Raw genomic sequence first — 20,334 nt, forward strand, 5'->3', positions numbered from 1 at the left:
TAACAAATATTGTTTAGATCTTACTCCTTTCTTTTGTAACGCAATGGTGTCTGCCCATAATACTTTTTAAATACCCGGCTAAAATAATTGGGGTCGCTATACCCACAATGATAAGCAACCTCATTAATGGGCATATCATTTTCGAGCATAATAATAGCTTTTTTAAGACGGTACTCATTCAAAAGCTCGGTTGCATTTTTATCCAGAATACGTTTAAGGTTTAAATGTAATGATGTTCTGCTTGTATTCAATTCATTTGCAATATCTTCAATAGTTAGCATTGGATTAGCAAATTCCTTTTCGAGGATTTCACTTAATCTTGACAAAAACTCCTGATCTTTGTTGTTACTCGGGAGTGTGTCGCCTTTAAAAGCGCTTAAACTAATAACATGTTCGCGCAACTTAACCCTTGATTCAACCATGTTGTTGACCAACAATTCCAGCTCTTTCAGATTAAACGGTTTACTTACATATGCATCAGCACCCACATCCAATCCATCAATTTTAATATTTTCTATACTACTATCTGAAAGCAGGATTACGGGAATATAGTTGAATCTTTCATCACTTTTCAACCAATTACAAAGTTCGATCCCATCCATTTTAGGCATTTTCACATCACTTATAATAATATCAGGAGGTGTTTTATTAATTTTCTTTATCGCGAGCGATCCGTTTGATGCGTTTACTACTTCGTAATGACGAGAAAAATGCTTCGATAAAAATGTCATTAACTCTCTATTGTCCTCTACAATAAGTAATGTATATTTCGTTTTTGCGTCCTTGCTTATTGAGGCCACATCTAAGGGTTTTTCTTGTTTAACGGGCGCAGTCTTTTCCGGGGACTCGGAGTTCTGGTCGGTTTTTGGAACATGATCCAAGCGTATGAGAACGGGCAACGTTATTTCTATGGAGGTTCCTTTGTCTTGTACACTTTTAACATGAATTGTTCCATTAAGATACTTTACAAGGCTGTCAACAAGAGCAAGCCCAATACCGCTACTTTCCGTATCTGTTTTATTGGCTCCCGATTTATAAAAGGGGTTAAAAATATTTTTAAGCGCTGTTGGAGACATCCCTCGCCCGGTATCATTTACACGTATGGTAACTAATTGCTGGGCATCGTTCCGCTCATCAAAATCAAGCGCGACGTCGATACCGCCTGTTGATGTATTTTTCATCGCATTAGAAAGGATATTGAACAATATCTTCTCTATTTTATCTTGATCAAAGTAGCATTCCAACAATGGTTTAGTGGAAACGAAGGTCAAATCAATGTTCTTTTTAATAGCTATTGTTTCGAAATGATAGGTGGCCTTTTTAACAAAGTCAACCATATCTGATTTTGAAAGATTAATAGACGCATGGTCGGATTCGATTTTTCTAAACTCCATCAACTGCTGTATAAGTTTAAACAGGATGGAAGCATTGCTTTTGACTGTAGATAATTCCGTACTTTTTTTAAACTCGGAACTCGTATTCTCCAGAAATTTATCGATGGATGCCAGGATAAGGGTTAGTGGTGTTTTAAACTCATGCGAAATAAAGGTGAAAAAGTTAAGCCTATGCTGTGTCAGCTCCTTCATTTTCTCCTTTTCAACGCGTTCCAGTTGGATTTCTACTTTCTTATGGTCAAGAAATTTAACAAAATTCGTATACATCCATATCACAGCCACAACCAATAAAAAATATACAAAATAGGCGAAATGGCTCCGATAGAATGGAGGAGCTACATAAATTTCTATCGTCCTTTCTGCGCTACGGGCAAGACCGGCGACGTTTAAAGCTTTGATGTGGAACACATAGTTTCCTGGCGACAAGTTCGTATAGGTGACGCTATTTTTGCCTCCTACATAGTTCCATTTATCTTCAAACCCTTCCAGGTAATAGGCATACGCTGTGCTACCGGGATTAGCATAATTTATGGCTGCGTAACTTATCGTAAACACATTCTGATTGTAAGCCAGCTTTATTCTTTTGGTATCATTTATCTGATTTTCTAGAATGGCGGACTCCTGCGGGACGAGACTTTTATTAAACAACTGAAAGTCGGTAAACATGAGTGGCAGTGATGTGTGATTATTCTCTACGGTCAAGGGATCGAAAAAACACAAGCCATTTATACTTCCGAAATACAACATGCCGTCACTACTTTTTAAATAGGATTTGAAATTAAACTGATTGGATGGCAACCCATGTTTATTATCGTAAGTTGTGAATTTGTTGGTCTTCGGATCTAGCCTGGAAATTCCGCGATTTGTCGTAAGCCAAATAATACCCTCCTTATCTTCCAGTATTCCATATACGTTATTGTTAGGCAAACCGTCTTCGATCGTATAACTTCTAAATTCATTTTGTTCTGGATTATAAAGGCATACACCGCCATCTAGCGTGCCAAACCATAACTGCTGCTTACGATCTTGGTAAACACTGATAATTTGGTTGCTGCGTATTGCCGGTTCCTTAGATGTCGTTGTATAACGAATGAGATCATCAGAGGAAGGACGATACCTATAAATGCCACTTTGCCTCGTACAAAACCATAAGTCGTTATTTTTATCTTCAATAATATCATAAATGAATATGTTCTGCATGATCTCGGGCTTAAATAAGGTAAACTTCTTTGTTTGATAATCAAACAAATTCAGTCCGTTTTGTGTGGCTATCCACAATTTTCCACGACTATCACGATAAATCGCATATACTTGATCATTCGATAAGGAGCTGGGATCTCCTTGTTTTTTTAGATATACGGTGGTGGTATTTCGCCGGGTATCAAACTGGTGTAGCCCCCCTAGGAATGTTCCCACCCAAATATTACCATATCCATCGTCATGGATAGCGTGTACATTGTTGGTCGTTAAATAAAAGGGAGAACTCTGTTTATTTATGGTGCGGTAAGTTTCCTTTGCCGGATCATAAATTGTTATTCCACCGTCTTCTGTACCAATCCATATCTTCTGTTCTCTGTCTTCCATCATTTGACTTACGGCTTTGCCTGTGAGACCTTGTTCTCTGTCGTTAGCCCGAATACTTCTAAATCCATAGGTATTCGATGGCATATAATTTACCCCACCAAAATATGTTCCTAACCAAACAGAACCATCTTTTGCGAAATAGGTCGAATAAATAGCGTTATCACTTAGCTTTTTGGGATCGTTATGGAAAGATTGCTGATAATTTTCTGAATGTCCGGTTCTTAGATTGTAGATATATAATCCTTCTTCTGTGCCTATATAAAGCATGTCTTTTTTATTCCCCGATACGGATCGGACGGTATTGCTTTCTGGTGTTTCCGAATTGGCAAACTTTAGTTTGGAAAATTTTTGATTTTTAATGTCGTAGGTAAACAATCCCCGATTGGTGGCTAACCAAACATGCTCATTTTTATCTTTATAGATATTGAAAATATAGCTGTCTTGTGTTAATTCTGCTAAAGAAGCAGATGCAAACGTTTTTTGAACCATGCCGTTTCTGTCTATAATGGTTAAGGAATTACCAATCGCTAATAAAAATTGGTTTTCAGCAATAGCACACATTGCTTTAGCTATATGATGGCCACTTAAAAGTTCGGATTTATTATTGCTGAGTTTATACAAGCCCCGTGCTGTACCAACATATATATCTTCCTTTTCCCCAAACACAAATAATACATTTAATGGAGACGGAATAAGCTCACTTTTTTGGAGTTGATCTGTACGGGAGTCATAGATATAAAGACCATCATCTGTCCCCACATATAGGAACGATTTATAGCTATATAACGAACTTATCCTATTGGCTGACCCACCAATCTTCGAGCTTTCTATGTAATAATTCTTTATTTGATAACTATCATACCGATTAAGGCCTTCCCGGGTACCAAACCACATAAATCCATTTTCATCCTGCGTAATGGCATAGACGGTATTATGAGACAATCCGTGATTAGAGGTGATTTTTCTAAAGTGGATATCCTGACCAGATACACGGACAGCAATACAAAGCAGCAAAAAAACAATAAGGCTAGCGTACTTCATCGTTTTATCAATTAGTTTAGGCTAATTTCTAAATTAAAATCCGTAATCCTACATATTGCTGCTGTTAACAGCATATTTATAAACAACAATCCTCAATATTTTAACCTGTGTGCTATTCGCAAAAATATTTTTGTGCTAACATTGTTTCTGTAAACTATTATAAATCACACATGAAAACAATCATTCTCAACGTATCAAGTATACTTTTTTTCGTATGCTCCATAATAGGCTCTGCTTTTGCTCAATCTAAGGTTGCGGCAAAAAGGCCCAATATTATTGTCATCTTAGCAGACGATTTAGGTTATTCTGACTTAGGTTGCTATGGTGGAGAGATTAATACGCCAAACCTAGACTGGTTGGCTAGTCAAGGTGTTCGATCCACCAGCTTTTATAACGCGAGCAGATGCTGTCCTACAAGAGCTTCATTGCTTACCGGTCTCTATCCGCACACCGCTGGAATAGGAAACATGACAACAGATCAAAAGGCTCCTGGGTATAGAGGACAGCTCACATCCAATACAGTGACTATCGCACAAGTTTTAAAGGACGCAGGATATCAAACGGGTATGGTGGGAAAATGGCATGTCTCAGAAACCAAGCCTCTTCCAGAAAAAGAAGAGCAATTACGCTGGCTCGATCATCAAATTCAAGATAAAGCATTTGCGGATACCTCGTCTTATCCCACGCACAAAGGTTTTCAGAAATATTACGGAAATATATGGGGTGTAGTGGACTTTTTTGATCCATTTTCCTTAGTTAACGGTACTACTCCGGTAAAAAATGTTCCGGCCGATTTCTATTATACGAATGTCCTTGGAGATTCTGCTGTGGCCTATATCGATTATTTCGCAAAAAATGGAGATCCTTTTTTCATGTATGTAGCCTTCACCGCTCCGCATTGGCCGCTCCAAGCATTGGAAAAAGATATTCAAAAGTACGAAGACACCTATAAAAAAGGGTGGGAACATATTAGAACACAGCGGTATCAGAAAATGATTCATCTGGGAATGATAAACCCCAAACAGATACCGTTATCTGATTTTATGCATGATGGCAAAACTTGGGAAAACAATCCGGATTCTATTTGGGACGCCCGGGCCATGGCTGTACATGCTGCCATGGTCGACTGCTTGGATCAAAACGTCGGAAAGCTTATCGACCAATTAAAAAAAACTGGTGAGCTGGAAAATACCTTTATTATGTTTCTTTCAGACAACGGAGCTAGCCCTGAGCGGCCGGAAGAATTTGGACCTGGCTACGATCGGTCAGGAACAACCAGAAATGGAGAAAAAGTAAGCTTCTCTGTAAATAAAGATGTATTGCCAGGATCACAAACAACCCATATGGGTATTGGTCGACAATGGGCAAACGCTATCAATACACCTTTCCGATACTGGAAAGCGAAGGAGCACGAGGGCGGAATAAATACACCATTTATTGCCTATTGGCCACAGGGAATCAACAGCACAAATAAATTTAACCGAGTTCCTGCCCATATCATCGATCTGATGGCGACCTGTATCGAGGTTTCCGGTGCATCCTATCCACAGACTTTCGAAGGTAATACGATTACACCCTCACCCGGGAAGAGTTTACTACCCGTTTTAAACGGAAAGATAACAAACCAGCTTCATGATGAACTTTTTTGGGAACATAATGGTGCTGCCGCCCTTCGACAAGGAGACTGGAAAATTGTTAGGCTAGAGGAGAAGGCTGATTGGGAGTTATACAACTTGGCTGTAGATCGCACAGAGACAAATAATCTGGCTAAAAAATTCCCTGCCCGAGTAAGTCAAATGAAAGAAAAGTGGCATCAATTAGCAAACCAATATCAGGTATTTCCTAAGCCTGCTGCACAATAATGAAAAATCCAAAATTATAAACTTTAAAAAATGATAACATTAAATTTCAGATGGAAGCTTTTATGTATTGCTTTCTTGGCTATTTCTTGTAAAGAAGAACATGCCACAATGACCGTGAAAGATCCCGAACTGGATCAACCCGTAGAATTAGACTACACCTATAAGATGGGTATAAATTTAAATGAACAGGTAGATGTCACCGATTATCAGGATTTGGCGGATACCGAGACAGAATGGGTAAGGTGCTTTGTTGAGGTGCTGGATATATATAAGGCGGGAACGTTGGATGTAGACGCTAAAATTGCGGCCTTTAATGAATTGAAGTCAAAGGGATATAAAACCGTATTAAGTTTAAAATTCAATTTCAAAAAACATGGATTCCCGGCTGTGAATAGCGCCGATTGGACCAATTATCTGAACTTTATACAACCTCTTTTGGCGAAAGTAATGCCTTATACCGATGTGCTGATTGTTGGAAATGAGCCCTTTATTGAGGCGGAAAGAGCAGATTGGAACGAACCGTTGAATACTTTTTATAAAGCCGCTTGTGAGCGAACCAATAATTATTTCAAGCTGAATAATATACAAAAGCCGATCTTTCTGGGCGCTATGGTCGAGTTGTTTGGCACGGCCAATCAAAATGACGCGGGCCATAATGCTATGCTGGCTTTTATCAAATCTGCGGACTACCTACAGGGTGTAGACATCCATATCCACCATTCTGCAACAGAGGAGATCACGACCGCCCTTAATTTCGTTAAGGGAAAAATACGGGAAGATCAAAAAATCTTGGTGACCGAGTTTTCCCTCATGCGCCATTGGCGAAATAATAACAATGGTGATATCTCGGCGGCATTTTTGGCAAAAGCAAATGAAAGTACTACCGATAAAATTTTTCCACCACCAGCAGGTGTGACGAAAAATTTTCAATACATCGACTATGCATTAAAAAATCCACGGCCTGCCGAAGAATGGTATGCTTTCTGGGAAAACACCCCTTATTTATTTAACCGGAGGAATTATTTATGTGCCGCGTACAATCTTTTTAAGTCTGACGGAAACGTATTTCTGACGTTCTATGCGTTGCGACAATCGTACCCTTTAAACACAGATTTTACAGTAAATACAGATCCTTGGGTATTAAACGGTTTGTTCATGAACCGTTCGGTAGAGCTATTAAACGGGAGAAGTCAAAAATCCTACAGCTATTTTGATCAGTTTGTCCGCATGGCGAATGAAGAAAACCCCTGTAATTAATTACCAAACCAATATACACTAAAATTAAACTAAAATGGACCACATGATGATCCCATCGCTTAGCAATAGGCTAAAGTATCTTATTGCATTGTTATTGTTTGCCTTGTCGGGAGCTTTACATGCACAGCAAAGTCATGTAAAAGGCAACGTTTCGAGTACCAATGGAAGCCCACTTGAGGGCGTTAGCGTTTCCGTGAAAAACACAACCCATACTACGGCGACAGATGGCAACGGGAACTATACACTAAATTTATCCACCTCAGGCGCGGTATTGATTTTTAAATATATCGGTTATGCCACGCAAGAAATTCCGCTGAACGGTCGAACCACCTTAGATGTTACATTAGAACCTGAAGATAAAACCTTGAGTGAAGTCGTTGTGATTGGATATGGTTCATTACGAAAAAGTGACCTAACCGGCTCAGTTGCTTCCATAAAAGCAGAAGATCTTACCAAAGGAGCAAATATCAATATGCAACAGGCATTGCAGGGAAGGGTTCCCGGCGTGCAGATATATCAAAAAAGTGGAGAACCGGGTGCCGCGATGAGTGTGCAAATCAGGGGAATAACGTCTATCACCGGGAACAACGCACCGCTATATGTGATTGATGGTATGCCGATTAACGATGCTGCAGCAATCGGGGCTCCCGGTGTCGGAGGGGCGACGAATAACCCCAACAATAGATCACCGTTAAATACATTAAATCCGGCAGACATTGCTTCTATAGAGATTTTGAAAGATGCTTCTGCAACGGCAATTTATGGTTCTCGCGGTGCGAATGGTGTTGTGTTGATTACGACGAAAAAGGGAAGGGAAGGTGCAACAACGGTTAATTATAACGCAACTTTTGGCCAACAGCAGGTAGCCAATACACAGCGTTATATGACCGGCGACGAATATACTTCTGCAATAAATGGTATTATAGCGGACGGTAATTTAAATACCAGTAGCTATATACCTGTTACAGGTACAAATTACAATACAGATTGGCAAAAGTTGTTGTTGAAAAATGCGCCGATTCACTCACATGATATTTCTTTTAGTGGGGGGAGCAGTAATACAAAGTATTATATATCTGCTGGTTATTTCGATCAGGACGGCGTCATGTTAAATTCAGGAACAACCAGATATAATGCTTCCGTAAACTTAGAAACCGGTCTACCTTCTAAATATAACATAGGAATAAGCCTCTCTACATCCTATATTAGCGACAATTACAATGCGAATGGAACCGGAATCAATGACAATGCCAGTGCATTATATATGGCACAGAATTATGATCCAACATCTCCAGCTTTAGATACCGATCTGTCATATTTCCGTTCTCCGCTGATGGCGCCGATGGACAACCCACTGGCTGTTATCCATGGGCAATATTCTGTCGGGGATACCTACCGCACCTTTGGAAATATGTTTGCCGAATATTTCTTTATCCCATCTTTATCGGCTAAAGCACGAATAGGAGTAGATTTAAACAATTCAAAACGATCGTTCTGGATCGACCCGTCTACGTTAACCGGTGCATCTTATGGCGGTTACGCTGATGTAAGGGATGGGAAAAGAGGATATTACCTGCTAGAAGGAACGTTAAATTACAATAAAGTTTTTGGTGTACATCGTATCAATGCCGTCGCCGGTTCTACTTATGAACGGTATACGTCTAGTACACTTATCGCAAATGCCCGAAATTTTGCCTTACCAGATCTAACTTATTATGCCTTGGCATCTGGGGAAGCGACCTTAAATGGTGTAGGAAACGGTGTGCAGGAAAACATCCTATTTTCCTATTTGGGAAGAGTCAACTATGCATTGATGGACAAATACTTGGTTACGGCTTCTATCAGAGCAGATGGTTCGGCCAGATTCGGGCCAGATAACCGATTCGGGTATTTCCCTTCCTTGGCGCTAGCATGGAAAATGAAGCAGGAAAATTTCCTTGCGGATGTTTCCGCGGTAGACGAGCTTAAGATCAGAGCAAGCTATGGTGCCATCGGAAATCAACCGAATGTAAATTACTTATATTTCTCGACCTATTCTGGTGGTAGAGATGCTGTTTTCAACGGTCAACGGGTAAGTACACTGGCTCCGTCACGAAGCCCAAATCCGGCATTGCAATGGGAGTCTGCTCAACAAGTGGATATTGGTTTAGATTTTGGATTATGGAAATCCAGAATTACGGGTAGCGTAGATTATTACAATAGAAGAACATATAACCTTCTTTACAGTGTTCCTCAACCGTTAAGCACTGGTTTTGCGGCTCGAACGGAAAACGTAGGGAGTATGCGAAACACCGGGATTGAGGCAGCCGTAAATGGTATACTATTGGATAAACTTGATCTGAAATGGGATATCGGTTTTAATATCACAACACTGAAAAATAAAGTGCTTAGTCTGGGTAGTGTAGAGCAGTTTATCGGCGAGGGGCCGGGAAATATCGGACAATACAGCATTCTAAAACCCGGAGAATCTATCGGCTCTTTTTACGGCTATATTGTCGAAGGTGTGTGGCAAACGGATGATGACTTTTCTACGGTACAACCTGGTGTTAGACCGGGCGATCTAAAATACCAGGATATCGATGGAGACAACCTCATTAATACCAACGACAGGATGGTCCTAGGTAGCTCACTACCTGACTTCTATTATGGATTCAATACCTCTGTAAGTTACAAAGGCTTGTCGCTTGCTATATTTCTGGAAGGCTCACATGGTGCAAAAATGTTAAATAGTAGCCTGGTAGACTCTTACTATCCGGTTGATTTCAGAAGAAACAAATTAGCAGACTTATATTTAAACCGCTGGACACCATCAAACCCAACGAATGAATATCCATCCTTTATTCCAGGTGACCCGCAGGGGAATAAAAATGTAACGAACAAAACCGTGGAAGACGCGTCGTATTTAAGAATACAATCTGTTAGGCTAGCCTACAAGTTACCGTTACCAAAAAATAAATTTATCAACCATGCAACCGTATTTGTTAACGGCCAGAACCTCCATACGTTCACGAAATACTCGGGTGTCGACCCTGCTGTAAACGCCATAGGAGATAATGTGCTACGGGTAGATTATAACTCGTATCCGCTAACCAGAATTTTTACTGGAGGAATAAATGTTCAATTCTAAGATTCAAAAATTTATACAGATGAAAAAGATATATCAATATATAAGCATTGTAGCACTAGCTCTGCCGCTAGGCTTTAGCTCCTGCGAAAGATTGCTTGATGTAACACCAAACTCAGAGTTTGCTCCGGGTAATGTACTAACGTCGGAAAAAGGGATAACGACATTACTTTTTTCTGCTTATGCACACCAACAAACACAACAAAACTCCCGGTTTGTGATTAACAACTCCGAGATGTGCACAGATATGGCATTGAATTCCGGTGGTGCAGAAAATGGCCAATTGATACATATTATGAATTTTACCTGGGATACGGGCGTTTTAAGCTTTCAGGGCGATGTTTGGGCGCCGAACTACCGGTGCATAAGGGACGCCAACGACGTTATTGCCAATGTTGATCAGCTTAATGCCAATGAAGTAACAAAGAAAAAAATAAAAGCTGAGGCTCGCGTATTAAGGGCGCAGGCTTATGCCATTTTATACAACTGGTTTGGTCCTGTTCCGTTAAGAATCTCAACTTCACAGTCGGGAGATCTAGTCCGCGCTACTCACGACGAAATGAAGATATTCATTGAAACCGAAATTATGGAGTCCATTCCAGATCTACCCAATCCGGGGCAGGAGGAAACGTTTGGACGCCTTAACAAGGGAAATGCAACAGGTATTTTAGCAAAGTTTTTATTAAACACAAAGCAGTGGCAAAAAGCTGCCGATGCTTGTAAAGCTGTCATGGATTTCAATTACTACTCCACGACACAGCATGAATTTAAAGACCTTTTTAAAGTAGAGAATAAAGGTATTGACAACCGGGAAATGTTGCTGGTATTGCCTTGTAGAAACGAAGTAGACTTTGGAAACTGGTTTATGGCAGGAGCCTTGCCCGCCGGCTTTAAAAGCACGCCACAAGTTCCTGACTTCATTTACCAATCTACCATGGCCAATTTTGCGACACAATATCGTTTAAGAACGGACTTTGTAAATAGCCTCGCAGCGAATGATAAAAGACGTTCGCTAATCTGCACCAGCTACATTAATAACAGCAATGCAACCGTTAACCTTTTGAACGGTGATAACGCACGTAGTTTTAAATATTGGGATAATAATACGGTGGGAAATAATAGTGGAAACGATGTTCCGATTATCCGATATGCTGACATTCTGTTATCCCGGGCGGAAGCATTAAATGAATTAGCCACAGGTACACCTCCTGCCGAATGTTTTTCTTTAATTAATCAAGTGAGGACAAGAGCAGGTCTTGCCGATCTGAGCTTAACGGACACGCCCACGAAGGAAGATTTCCGGGACGCGATCTTTAGAGAAAGAGGATGGGAATTTATTTCGGAAGGAAAACGCCGGGAGGATCTGATCCGTCAAGGAACGTTTTTGTCTTCAGCTATTGCCCGGGGCATTTCGTCCGATTTGGCGACAACAGATAAACTACTGTTTCCTATCCCACAATCTGAAATCCAGGCAAATAAACTTTGTATTCAGAATTCCGGATATAATTAAAAGAATGTAAATAAAAAAGTAAACGATTTAGAAAATGAACAAGATTTTAACAGGGCTTTTATTGCTCTTATCGATCACTATAAGTGCACAAAACGGTGTATGGACAGTAGAAAAAGCAAACCAATGGTATAAAAGGCAGCCGTGGATAAGAAAAGATGGTACACCGTTCAGCGAAAAGGAAATTGAGACAATTAAACAAGTAACAGAAAAAAACTAATATTTATTATATCAAGTACAATACAGCTTATGCTTATTAATAATCTTCACAAACTCAAAATATTCCTTGCTTCGCTATTACTTTCCGTAACAGCATGTGGGGTTCAAAAAGGCAACGATTCGAATACGCGAACAACTTTCAGTGACCCCTCCGCCCCCATTGGAAATAAAACATTAACTGTTCCACAGGTGGTTAGCCCCATTTTGGATGTATGGATGCGAGATGCGTTCATTATGTACGGTCCTGATGGAAACTACTATCTAACGGGTACAACAGCGACACCGGATCGTGTGTTTCCCGAGGGAAGGGTACATTGCTGGGATTTTAACGACGGGCTATATATGTGGAAATCAAAAGATATGAAAAATTGGGAATCTATGGGTCTTATCTGGAGTTTTGACACAGATGCCGCAGATTGGCAAAAAAAAGGAAAACCATTAAAAGCAGGTGCTGTTTCGCCCAATAACGATCCGCTGGACTCTTTGTATAGAGCGGTCTGGGCTCCGGAACTGCATTACATAGCCAGTCAGAAGAAGTGGATGATCATTGCTTGCTTAAATGGAGGAGGGGGCTCTTTCATTCTGGAAAGCACTTCTGGATTGCCGCAAGGACCCTATATAAATATTGAAGGAAATGCGACCGCACCTATTTACGAAAATATTGATGCTAGTTTATTTGAAGATGATAACGGTGAGGTGTATGTCGTTGCGCACAACCACTATATTGCGAAAATGAAACCCGATTTAAGTGATATTGCCGAACCCTACCGTAAATTTATTGAAACACCTTATGACCCCGAACCGTATATTGAGGGAGTGTATATGACTAAACATGACGGCAAATATCAGTTATTACAAACTGTCTGGTCGGTACTGAAGCCTGATGGCGATTATACTTACGTCAGAGACGATAGAAAAGATTTAAAATCATTGCATAGTTATGATGTTGTCGTAGCTGAATCGGATAATATATATGGTCCCTATGGGCCTCGCTACCCGGCAATTATCGAGGGAGGCCATAATAATATCTTTACCGATGGCAACGGTGATTTATGGTCTTCCACCTTCTTTAATCCACGAGGAACAATGGGGACCCGCTATCCCGTTACTTGTCGGCCTGCCGTCGTTCCGGTTAAATGGGAAAATGGGAAACTAATGCCCGATTCCGACAGGGCAAATAAATTTTACTCTTCCTATAACTAAATTCAAGATATGATGATGAGTTCGTTAAAATATATTTTCGCCGTCTTATTGATTTGTGGCTCTAGTTTTAACCCTGTGTTTTCTCAACAATTCGGGCTGAATTTTAATCATAATCCGGAAAATATCGATTTTAAATATGTAAAAAAAATTAATGTGGAATGGATTCGTGCTACACCCCGTATTCTCGACTATGTCGATGGATTGTTAATCGCTGAAACCGACACGGCCTTACAAAAAATAGCGGAAGCAGGTAAGATGGGCTATCGTATTGCCTTTGGTTTTAGATGGGACTTTAAGCGACGAAATCTAACTTTACCGGAACCAGGATCTGCGAACGAAGCAGCCTACTTTAAAACGGTAGATAAGATAATGGATAGGGTGGGGGCTTACGTCGACATCTTTAAACTTGCAAACGAACCTAACCTGGAGACAATTGACAGCGACCTACAATATAATGATAAAGGAAAAGTGCCGCTAGTTGTATTTACGGAGCGTCTAATGAATCATATTATAGCATACTATAAAAATCATCCCACATGGACGCTACCAGAGATTTATGCGGGGTCCTTGCCTGCGCTTTTTGAGAAAAAACAACAACAGACACCCGGTGTATACGAGCTAATTAAATTTGCACAAAGCCAGGCAGAGGTAAAGGGTTTAGCTGTACACTTGCATATTGCAGATACATTACAGATACCGCAGGCCTTAGATTTCGTGAGAACTTTAATGCCGAACAAGCCTATTATCGTTCCGGAATTTTCGTTGTTTAGATTGTATAATAAACACTTTGGTGATAGCATCGCCGGCAATGCGAAAGGCCTAGCTTTTGTTCAGAAATACCAACTTCCAGCTCATATCAAAATTCATGAATGGCTAACGCTGGTCAATACAGGCAAAATACCTTATCAGCAGTGGGAAGAGATGTTCCTTTCTCAGGATTGGTATATTCCAAATTACCTTCATACTTATTATCGCTATTTTAAGGCGTACAACGTCGTATTGGCGACCTATCCGTTATTTCAACAGGGATATACAAAAGAGGTTAAAGTTTCTTCGGATTCTTGGTTTTTAAATCCATTATTTCTACAAAAATCATATAACCCCGATCCTTTTGGTGAGTATTACACCAATCCATTATCGCATCCGGATTTTACAAAACTTTTAGAAAAACAATAGAGCAGATAAGATAATGACAACCAGCATTAAATTGATGAAATTGAAAAAATTAACGCTCCTGAGTGTCGCTATTACCTTCGTTTCATTAGTCACATGTATGCCGAAACAAACACAGCCCCGTCAAAAACCGAATATCCTGATTATTTATGTGGATGATTTAGGCTACGGAGATCTAAGCTGTTACGGCGCAAAAGCTGTGAAAACACCACACATCGATAAGCTGGCAAATAACGGGTTACTTTTTACGGATGCGCATTCTTCGGCATCAACCTGTACACCTTCCAGATATTCATTGTTAACAGGCACCTACGCCTTTAGAAACAACGCGGCTATATTACCCGGAGACGCATCTTTAATTATTGATCCAGAAACGGTAACTATTGCTGATATGTTAAAAAAAGCTGGCTATGCAACAGGCGTAATTGGCAAATGGCATTTAGGTTTGGGTAATGGAGAGCCTAATTGGAATATAGAAATCAAACCGGGACCAAAAGAAATTGGCTTTGATTATAGCTTTCTTATTCCAGCCACGGCAGACAGGGTGCCTACCGTATTTGTAGAAAACCAGCGTGTCGTAAACTCAGAAAAAGAAAATCCTATAGAAGTTAGTTACGACCGCAAAATTGGTACACTCCCAACGGGTTTGGAACACCCTGAACTGTTAAAGATGAAAGCTGATACACAACACAGCGGCACAATAATTAACGGTATTAGTAGAATAGGTTTTATGAGCGGGGGTAGCAGCGCCCATTGGAAAGATGAGGAATTCGCCACCGTTTTATCCCAAAAGGCTAAGGAGTTTATTACAAAACATAAAGATAAGCCATTTTTTATGTATTACTCGCTACCAAGCATCCACGTTCCAAGATCCCCAAATGCAAAATTTGTAGGTGCCACGGAAATGGGACCTAGAGGTGATGATATTGTACAAATGGACTGGATGGTAGGCGAAATAATGAAAAATCTCCGTGAATTAGGAGTCGATAAAAATACATTGGTCATATTTAGTAGTGATAATGGCCCTGTACTTGATGATGGTTACGCCGATAATGCTGTGGAATTAATAGGAGAGCATCAACCTTCAGGTATATATAGAGGGGGCAAGTATAGCGCCTATGAAGGAGGTACGCGTATGCCTACAATTACTTACTGGCCGGATGTAATCAAACCGGGACGAAGTGATGCGCTATTTAACCAAGTAGACCTATTTGCGTCCTTAGCGGCATTAACGGGACAGCAAGTGGGTGATAAAAACGCTCCGGACAGTAAGAACATGTCTGCAGTATTACTTGGGAATTCTAGTGATGGAAGAAAAAGCATGCTTCAGGAATCTTTTACGATGTCTATAAGGTCTGGAGCATGGAAATATATAGAGCCTCTGTCAAAAGAAGTACCTGACTGGCTAGCAAATAAAACCATCGAAACAGGTCTAAGTAACGCTCCGCAACTTTACAATCTCAAAGAAGACCCGGAAGAGATGAATGATCTTTCCACAAAATACCCCGAAAAAGTTAAAGCGCTGGCAGAGGAGCTAAATAGAATAAAAGGCATGTAAACACCACTGTATAATTATATCAATAATTAGTATTATTTGTCAACGCGAAAGTATTCTGATACGCACAAACCGCGTTTAAGACTGTGTGGAAGACAAACTCTGGATTGATGATATAGAAATTTAGCTCTGAAATAATAACACATAAAAAAAATAGGCACTAAACGAAAAAATTTAATGCCTATTTCGCTACTTCAGTAGCCCCGAGCAGAATCGAACTGCTATCAAATGTTTAGGAAACATCTATTCTATCCGTTGAACTACGGGGCCAATGCTAATGGTACAAAAATAGTTTTTTTTCTTAACTAATTCTATAACCATTAATTATAGGAAACCAATAAAGCTTATAGATTTTGACAATATCGTATAAAGATTTTTGATGTTTTTTTGTCAATAAAAAACCTACTTTTGTAATGCAAAAAGAAAGAACAAAATAAATATAAGTATTATGAGTTTTACAGGTAAAAATTTTCCAAACATTTCAGTTGATGCAATTGATCATTTAGGTGACAATTTCACGATCAACGTATTCGAAAAAGCAAAAGCAGAAAACAAAAAAGTTTTACTTTTCTGGTATCCAAAAGATTTCACTTTTGTATGTCCAACAGAACTACATGCTTTCCAAGAGGCTGCTGAAGAGTTTGCAAAGAGAAACACGATCTTGATCGGTGCTTCTTGCGATTCGGCCGAGGTTCACTTTGCCTGGTTAAATACAGCAAAAGACAACGGTGGCATCGAAGGTGTAGAATATCCACTTATTGCGGACACTAACCGCAACCTATCAAGCGTATTGGGTATTTTGGAAATGAAAGAAGTAGAGCATCCTGAATATGGTACTTTGGTAGAAGGATCTGCCGTTTCTTACCGTGCGACTTACCTTATCGACGAGACAGGCAAAGTATTCCACGAATCTGTAAATGATATGCCACTAGGCCGTAATGTAAGAGAGTACATCCGTTTAATTGATGCGTATACCCATGTCCAAAAACATGGAGAGGTTTGCCCTGCGAACTGGGAAGAAGGTAAAGATGCAATGAACGCTACTCGTGAAGGCGTTGCTACTTACCTATCTGCAAACTAGTTGAAATATTTAAGCCCGAAAGGAGAGGTTCTCTCTCCTTTCTTTTCAAAAAGATTATTATGTTACAAGAGTTAGAAAAAGATGCTCTACAAGAAATTGTAGACAACAATAATACCGTCATGGTACAATTTTCGGCATCTTGGTGTGGAAATTGCCGTATCATGAAACCAAAATTCAAAAAATTAGCTTCAGAAAACGATAATGTTGCGTTTGTCATCGTTGATGCAGAAAAGTTTCCAGAATCGAGAAAGCTTGCTAATGTGAACAATTTACCGACATTCGCTGCATATAAAGACGGAAAACTAGTAAATCAAGTACAAACAAATAAAATTGACGGTTTAATCGAACTATTAAATGAAGTTACCAGTAATTAAGCACCTGATCGAGTTTATAGAACAGAACGACGCGGATTTTGTATTAGAAACCATTGAAACATTAGAATCCCTAACGGAGATTCCTTCGCTTAAAGATGAAGAACTCGACGTGATAGGAGAGCTGATTTCCAATATGTATGGGGCTATTGAGGTGCACAAGTTGATTAAAGAAGGAACTCCTAAAAAAGAAGCGTTGAATGGCTTTATGCAACGGGTTCTCGGCGCCATCGATAAATAGATAATACACCATGTGTTTATAACTTTGTCGGTGTGGAAAAGTTTTTTGTCGACAAGCGAACGATTCCTACTTATTAATCCTATTTTTACTATCACTATAAGGTTACTATTTTAAAACTATCGACTGTTCCCGTTTGGTTTTTTCAAAATTCGCTGGGTCGAATTGGAAGTTTTAGACAAAAAAGATTTTTAATTGTTGGTAAAAGGAATCAGAAAAGCATCTGATTCCTTTTATTTTTAAATATTTCCTATTTTTAGGCATTATGAAACGACACGTCACCTGCATTTTTCTTATATCTTTTTTTGCTGTTCATTTTTCTTTAGCGCAATCCGTCTTTTCCAGCAGTTCATCGGACATCCGGCTACAAATGGAACGACTGAACGTCTTGGGATCTGTTTTATATTTTGCTGCGCATCCCGATGACGAGAACACAAAACTCATATCCTATCTGGCTTCCGAACGTAAGGTTCGTACGGCTTACCTTTCGCTGACACGCGGGGATGGTGGTCAGAATTTAATTGGTACCGAACAAGGAATTGAATTAGGGCTAATACGTACCCAGGAACTCTTACGAGCACGACAAGTTGATGGGGGAGAGCAATATTTTTCGTCCGCATTCGATTTTGGATTCTCAAAAACTTACGACGAGACCTTTAATTTTTGGCAAAAACAAGAGGTTTTACGGGAAGCCGTCTGGCTTCTCCGAAAACTTCAACCTGATGTTATTATTACCCGCTTTCCTCCAGATGAACGTGGCGGGCACGGCCATCATCAAGCTTCCGCTATCCTTGCGCACGAAGCTTTTATAGCAGCCGCCGACCCCAAAATGTTTCCTGATCAATTAAATGAGGTAAAGCCTTGGCAGGCTAAGCGCCTGCTCTGGAATACCGCCAGTTTTATGCGTCTCCAAGGAGATGACTCCAATCGGCTTCGCATTGATATAGGTCAGTACAACCCATTACTAGGTAAATCTTATGGGGAACTGTCCGCCATCAGCCGATCACAACACAAAAGCCAAGGCTTCGGCTCGGCAAGTAGCAATGGCATATCACTTGAAACTTTTGAAAACGTCGCTGGCATGAAGGCGACGGAAGATCTATTCGATGGCATTGACCTATCTTGGGGTCGTATTCCTCACAGCGAGTCTATTCAATTGGGCATCCAGCAACTTTTATCCTCTTTCAATGCAAACGAACCACAGTCCTCTATTCCCCAACTCGCAGCAATATGGCAAGATATTCAAAAGCTAGAAGATGATTACTGGAAAGAAAGAAAGAGCAAAGAGGTAGAAAACATTATGCTTGCCTGCGCGGGGATAAAAGTCGAAAGTCTTACACCTAGATTGCGCTTAGTCGAAGGACAACCAATAACCTTTCAAACGGAAATAGTGGTCCGCAATCCCGATGTCCACGTGGAACTTCTACGCATTAACGAAAAAAAAATCGGCCAGACGCTTCCGATAAACGAGGTGACAACCTTTGAACAGGTTCTCCCACCGACAAACATCACCCAACCGTATTGGTTGCGCAAACCACATACACAAGGTAAGTTTGACGTTGATCGAGAGAACTTTGGTTATCCGATGAGCCCGGATTTACCTGCTGCACATATTCATTTTAATCTCGCAGGTATTCCCCTTCATATAGAAACGCCCATACATTATCGCTATGTCGACCCTGTAAGAGGAGAAGTACACGAATATATAGAAATCGCTCCAACGGTTACAGCCTCAGTCGACGTCAATAATCTGCTTGTTCAACAAGGCGAGCGGAAACCGTTGCAGGTTACGTTCCAAAAGCATGGTACTGAGGCAGAAACACAGGTCGATATACACCTGTCTTCTACGGGATGGAAGATATTTCCAGAAAAATTGGCTTTATCCTTTCCAAATGGGCAGAACATCCTCTCGAAAACTATCGAGATAACGAATGTCGATGCCGGACGAAAGGAAGCAACGTTGAACTTCACGGTTGAGGGGAAAAAGTTAAAAGAAATTCGCGAAATTACATACGATCACATTCCGCGACAAACGTGGTTTCCCGATGCCGAGGTAAAACTACGCCCTATCACACTGATTAATCCTGTAAAAAGAGTTGGCTACATCATGGGGGCGGGTGATCTTGTTCCGGAGGCATTGCGCAACATCGGCACAGCCGTCGATATTCTGGATATAACTAAAATCAGTTCCAGTGTACTGCAGCAGTACGATGCCATCGTATTTGGTATACGCGCCCTAAATATTCACACACGCATAACGCAAAAACTGCCATTGATCTATGCATACATCCGGGAGGGTGGTGTTGTTTTAATGCAATACAACGTAAATTCCAGACTACAGGAAGAACACTTTTCGCCAAAGCCGGCACCATTTACGATTACCCGTGCCAGAGTAACAGAAGAGGACGCCACAGTCAGCTTCACTGATCCAGAAGACCTGGTGTTAAATTATCCGAACAAGATTACTTCGGAAGACTTCGATGGCTGGGTGCAGGAGCGGGGCCTTTACTTTGCAGAAGACATCGACCCAAGCTATCGCACGCCGCTTGCCATGGGAGATAAAAACGAGCCACAACGCCACGGCTCCTTACTCATATATAAAATGGGAAAAGGTAAATTCGTTTATACTTCCCTATCTTTTTTCAGACAATTACCCGCTGGAGTTCCCGGAGCTAATAGATTATTTGTAAATTTGTTAGCAAAAGAAAAATAGAAACAATATAGT

Annotated in this window: 13 protein-coding genes and 1 tRNA gene; 12 read left to right on the top strand and 2 right to left on the bottom strand. The window is 40.4% G+C overall.

Going from position 1 to position 20,334, the window contains the following annotated elements; all coding sequences use genetic code 11:
• Positions 1–20: 20 nt before the first annotated feature.
• On the bottom strand, positions 21–4,019 hold the full coding sequence (locus G5B43_RS09660; protein WP_165294541.1) for a hybrid sensor histidine kinase/response regulator transcription factor: 3,999 nt from the start codon (positions 4,017–4,019) through the stop codon (positions 21–23).
• 170 nt (positions 4,020–4,189) lie between these two features.
• Between G5B43_RS09660 and G5B43_RS09665 the strand changes: the two genes are divergently transcribed.
• The 8 genes from G5B43_RS09665 to G5B43_RS09700 are packed head-to-tail and all read left to right on the top strand — an operon-like array spanning position 4,190 to position 15,922.
• Complete coding sequence (locus tag G5B43_RS09665; protein WP_165294542.1) at positions 4,190–5,881, top strand: arylsulfatase; 1,692 nt, start codon at positions 4,190–4,192, stop codon at positions 5,879–5,881.
• A 30-nt stretch (positions 5,882–5,911) separates the two neighbouring features.
• Positions 5,912–7,138: a hypothetical protein gene (locus G5B43_RS09670; protein ID WP_165294543.1), complete on the top strand. Its 1,227-nt coding sequence runs from the start codon at positions 5,912–5,914 to the stop codon at positions 7,136–7,138.
• 34 nt (positions 7,139–7,172) lie between these two features.
• Complete coding sequence (locus G5B43_RS09675) at positions 7,173–10,265, top strand: SusC/RagA family TonB-linked outer membrane protein (RefSeq protein WP_165294544.1); 3,093 nt, start codon at positions 7,173–7,175, stop codon at positions 10,263–10,265.
• Between the two features lie 19 nt (positions 10,266–10,284).
• Positions 10,285–11,772: a RagB/SusD family nutrient uptake outer membrane protein gene (locus G5B43_RS09680; protein ID WP_240904828.1), complete on the top strand. Its 1,488-nt coding sequence runs from the start codon at positions 10,285–10,287 to the stop codon at positions 11,770–11,772.
• 34 nt (positions 11,773–11,806) lie between these two features.
• Complete coding sequence (locus G5B43_RS09685) at positions 11,807–11,989, top strand: hypothetical protein (protein WP_165294545.1); 183 nt, start codon at positions 11,807–11,809, stop codon at positions 11,987–11,989.
• A gap of 29 nt (positions 11,990–12,018) precedes the next feature.
• The gene (locus tag G5B43_RS09690) at positions 12,019–13,191 is read left to right on the top strand and encodes a family 43 glycosylhydrolase (RefSeq protein WP_165294546.1); all 1,173 of its coding nucleotides are present in this window, start codon (positions 12,019–12,021) and stop codon (positions 13,189–13,191) included.
• A gap of 9 nt (positions 13,192–13,200) precedes the next feature.
• Positions 13,201–14,367 (top strand): hypothetical protein, encoded by a 1,167-nt coding sequence (locus tag G5B43_RS09695; protein ID WP_165294547.1) that lies wholly within the window; start codon positions 13,201–13,203, stop codon positions 14,365–14,367.
• Positions 14,368–14,401: 34 nt separating this feature from the next.
• The gene (locus G5B43_RS09700; protein WP_165294548.1) at positions 14,402–15,922 is read left to right on the top strand and encodes a sulfatase family protein; all 1,521 of its coding nucleotides are present in this window, start codon (positions 14,402–14,404) and stop codon (positions 15,920–15,922) included.
• 195 nt (positions 15,923–16,117) lie between these two features.
• Here G5B43_RS09700 and G5B43_RS09705 read toward each other — a convergent pair.
• Positions 16,118–16,189, bottom strand: a tRNA-Arg gene (locus G5B43_RS09705).
• A 178-nt stretch (positions 16,190–16,367) separates the two neighbouring features.
• Between G5B43_RS09705 and G5B43_RS09710 the strand changes: the two genes are divergently transcribed.
• The 4 genes from G5B43_RS09710 (at position 16,368) to G5B43_RS09725 (ending at position 20,322) form a co-directional block, all read left to right on the top strand.
• Entirely contained in the window at positions 16,368–17,000 is a 633-nt protein-coding gene (locus G5B43_RS09710; RefSeq protein ID WP_165294549.1) for a peroxiredoxin, read from the top strand.
• Positions 17,001–17,059: 59 nt separating this feature from the next.
• Entirely contained in the window at positions 17,060–17,374 is a 315-nt protein-coding gene (locus tag G5B43_RS09715) for a thioredoxin family protein (RefSeq protein WP_165294550.1), read from the top strand.
• Positions 17,355–17,612 (top strand): DUF6952 family protein, encoded by a 258-nt coding sequence (locus G5B43_RS09720; RefSeq protein ID WP_165294551.1) that lies wholly within the window; start codon positions 17,355–17,357, stop codon positions 17,610–17,612. Before G5B43_RS09715 ends, G5B43_RS09720 begins: the two co-directional genes overlap by 20 nt.
• A 367-nt stretch (positions 17,613–17,979) precedes the next feature.
• Positions 17,980–20,322, top strand: a complete 2,343-nt coding sequence (locus tag G5B43_RS09725) for a PIG-L family deacetylase (RefSeq protein ID WP_240904829.1) — start codon at positions 17,980–17,982, stop codon at positions 20,320–20,322.
• Positions 20,323–20,334 lie beyond the last annotated feature (12 nt).

The sequence above is a fragment of the Sphingobacterium sp. SGR-19 genome (assembly GCF_011043555.1).
Classification (GTDB): Bacteria; Bacteroidota; Bacteroidia; order Sphingobacteriales; family Sphingobacteriaceae; genus Sphingobacterium.